The sequence below is a fragment of the Vulcanococcus sp. DEBay_Sum22DG08_74 genome, assembly GCF_017852955.1.
Taxonomy (GTDB): Bacteria; Cyanobacteriota; Cyanobacteriia; order PCC-6307; family Cyanobiaceae; genus Vulcanococcus.
On record NZ_JAFMKL010000160.1, the window covers coordinates 1 to 2796 of the forward strand.

Annotated in this window: 4 protein-coding genes and 1 tRNA gene; 3 read left to right on the forward strand and 2 right to left on the reverse strand. The window is 67.8% G+C overall.

The features are described from left to right. Nucleotides 1-833 (reverse strand): 3'(2'),5'-bisphosphate nucleotidase CysQ (locus QZ184_RS11125; RefSeq protein WP_296419667.1); only part of this gene is annotated, 833 nt, incomplete at its 3' end. A gap of 22 nt (nt 834-855) precedes the next feature. On the opposite strand from QZ184_RS11125, the gene rsmI reads away from it, so the two are divergent. Further along, the gene (gene rsmI / locus QZ184_RS11130) at nt 856-1713 is read left to right on the forward strand and encodes a 16S rRNA (cytidine(1402)-2'-O)-methyltransferase (RefSeq protein ID WP_296419669.1); all 858 of its coding nucleotides are present in this window, start codon (nt 856-858) and stop codon (nt 1711-1713) included. Next, complete coding sequence (locus tag QZ184_RS11135; protein WP_010312917.1) at nt 1713-1955, forward strand: hypothetical protein; 243 nt, start codon at nt 1713-1715, stop codon at nt 1953-1955. Before rsmI ends, QZ184_RS11135 begins: the two co-directional genes overlap by 1 nt. On the opposite strand, the gene QZ184_RS11140 is transcribed toward QZ184_RS11135, so the two are convergent. Then, complete coding sequence (locus QZ184_RS11140; protein ID WP_296419671.1) at nt 1934-2653, reverse strand: hypothetical protein; 720 nt, start codon at nt 2651-2653, stop codon at nt 1934-1936. The two genes, QZ184_RS11135 and QZ184_RS11140, sit on opposite strands and share 22 nt — an antisense overlap. Before the next feature lie 68 nt (nt 2654-2721). Between QZ184_RS11140 and QZ184_RS11145 the strand changes: the two genes are divergently transcribed. After that, nucleotides 2722-2795, forward strand: a tRNA-Arg gene (locus QZ184_RS11145). The last annotated feature ends 1 nt before the right edge of the window (nt 2796 follow it).

Here is a 2796-nt window from a genome sequence, read left to right on the forward strand (position 1 = left end):
AGGCAGCCGGCCTGGCGTACATCGCCGGTGTTGTAGCGAAGCGGTGCACCGTCAGCGTGGCTGAAGGCGCCACCGGCCGCCTTGAGCACGGCCTCGGGAGCCGCCATGTCCCAGTCCTTCGGGGCGCTCTTGCCCGAGAGGGAGATGTAGACGTCGGTCTCACCCCGCAGGATCGTGGCCACCTTGCCGCCGACGCTGCCGATGGCCTTGGTGTCGCCCAGGGCCAGGGCCTCCAGCAGCTGCTCGAGCCGTTGGTCCCGGTGGTTGCGGCTGGCCACCAGCACCATCTCGGAGAGGGCCTGGCGGGAACTGAGCTGGGCGGGCTGCTGCTCACCGGCGCGGTTCTCCCGCCAGGCGCGGCCCTCGGGCACCAGGCCGAACCAGAGGTCCTCCAGCAGCGGCTGAAGCACCACCCCCAAGACGGCCTCACCGCGGTGGACCAGCGCCAGGTGCACGGCGTACTCGCCGGTGCCCTGCAGGAAATCCTTGGTGCCATCGAGGGGATCCAGGATCCAGAGCCACTCCGCATCCAGGGGCTCACCGGCGGTCAGTTGCTCCTTGGCGGTCTCCTCGCTCAGCAGGGTCCAACCCGCATCCGGATAGGCCTGGGCCAGGCCATCGAGCAGCCACTGGTTGACCGCCAGATCGGCGGCGCTGACCGGGCCCTCGCCCCCTTCATCGACGCTCAGGGCCTTGGGGAAGCCATAGGGGGGCTGCTCACCGCGGCCATAGGCCAGCAGGATGTCGGCGGCACCCCAGCAGAGCCGGCGCAGATCCGCCAAGAGCTGCTTCTCCTCGATGCCAGGGGGGAAGCAGGCGGCGGCGGGCATCATGGAAGGGCAAAGGAGCATTGTGATGCAGGGCGCTGAACCCGCTGCAGGCGTGCTCTATCTGGTGGGCACCCCGATCGGGAACACCGGCGATCTCTCGCCCCGGGCCAAGACCGTGCTGGCCGGGGCCGATCGCATTGCCTGCGAGGACACCCGCCGCAGCGGCCTGCTGCTGCACAACCTGGGCATCAAGAACCGTCTGGTGAGCTTCCACGAGCACAACCAGGCCACCCGAATCCCGGAGCTGCTGGAGGCCCTAGAGAACGGGGAAGCGATCGCCGTGATCAGCGATGCCGGGCTCCCGGGCATCTCCGATCCCGGCGAGGAGCTGGTGAGCGCCGCCCGCGGCCAGGGGCGAACGGTGATCTGCGTGCCCGGGCCCTGCGCCGCCACGACTGCCCTGGTGAGCAGTGGTCTGCCCTGCGGGCGGTTCTGCTTTGAGGGCTTCCTTCCCCCCAAGGCCACCGCCCGCCGCGCCCGCCTGCAGGCCTTGGCCCAAGAGGAGCGGACCCTGGTCTTCTACGAAGCACCCCACCGCCTGCTGGCGCTGCTGGAGGACCTACTGGAACTCCTGGGGGACCGGCCAATCGCCGTCACCCGGGAGCTGACCAAGCGCCATGAGCAGCAGGTCGGCCCCACCCTGAGCGCGGCACTCGAACACTTCCGCCAGCACCCGCCCCAGGGGGAATTCACCCTGGTTCTGGGCGGCGCCGAGACCAAAGCCAGCGAGCGACCCAGCGATGAGACGCTGCGTGAGCAGCTGCAGGCCCTAGTGAGCGGCGGGCTCAGCCGCAACGATGCCGCTCGCCAACTGGCCCGCAGCACGGGCATCGCCAAACGCGAGCTCTACGCTTTGCTGCATCAAGACGACGACACCCCCTGATGCTGCTGCGCCTGCGCCTGCTTCTGGCCAGCCTCGGCGGTGGGGTGCTGCTGTTGTTGATCCTTTGTCTGGGCGCCCAGAACCTCGATCAACGCACCCGCCTGAACCTTGGGTTTGGCCGCACGGCGGAACTCCCCACAGGCTTTCTCCTGGGGGTCTCCCTGGTGATCGGGGTGATCAGCGGCGGCGCAGCAACGGCCCTGCTGCTGCCGGGCAGTGATCAGGCTTCCGGCAGGGAGTAGAGCAGACCGCCTTCCACCACCAGGCGGGTGATGCCCTGGGCCACCAGATAGGAGGAGCGCCGCTGCAGCACATCGCTGTCGGGCACCTTGATCACCCGCTGGCTGCGGCCGCACTGGCGCTTGGCCTGGCGGGGATTGGTGAAGAGCATCAGGGCCTGACGCGCCTGCTCGGCTTCCGGCAGGGAACCGAGCTCAGGGAATTCGTTGAGGGGCTTGGCCTGCAGCTCCACCACCTTGTCCACCAGCATGTAGACGCTGCTGGGCAGCAATCCGGGAAGCAGGGGGATCGGATCGATCAGCTCCGCCGCTGGAACGCCGCCGAGGGGTGCAACCTCCAGAGCGTCATCGCCGTCCTCGTAGGTCTCCTCGTCGCCGTCATCGCCGAAGTCATCGGCGTCATCGATCGCCAACACCCCCGGATCCTCCTCATCGTCTGAGGACTCTTCCGGCTCGCTGGTCGTGGACTCGGGCTCAGGAGTTGGAGCTTCAACAACGGCTGCGGGCTTGGCAGACGAGCGGCTGCGGGATTGCTTCTTGAGCTCAGCGAGCTCGTCGGGATCGATCCCAGCCTTCAGCACCCGGCTGACGGTGTTGGGGCTGCAGCCGTAGCTCGCCGCCAGGGCCTGGGCGGTTTCGCCCTGGCGGTAGCGAGCAACCAGCTCCTCTTTTTGGCCTTCAGTCAGCCGTGGAGCGGGCATGTGGACATCGTTCTCCAGCACACCACCATAGAAGCCTTGGCTCAGCTGGCACAATGCGTCAGATCCAAGCTCCCTTAGCTCAGCTGGATAGAGCAGCTGCCTTCTAAGCAGCCGGTCGTTGGTTCGAATCCAACAGGGGGCGT

Bases quoted from the DNA above. Each gene is read 5' to 3' on its own strand.
- QZ184_RS11135 (WP_010312917.1), top strand. From the start codon at position 1,713: ATGCTGCTGCGCCTGCGCCTGCTTCTGGCCAGCCTCGGCGGTGGGGTG.
- QZ184_RS11140 (WP_296419671.1), bottom strand. From the start codon at position 2,653: ATGCCCGCTCCACGGCTGACTGAAGGCCAAAAAGAGGAGCTGGTTGCT.
- rsmI (WP_296419669.1), top strand. From the start codon at position 856: ATGCAGGGCGCTGAACCCGCTGCAGGCGTGCTCTATCTGGTGGGCACC.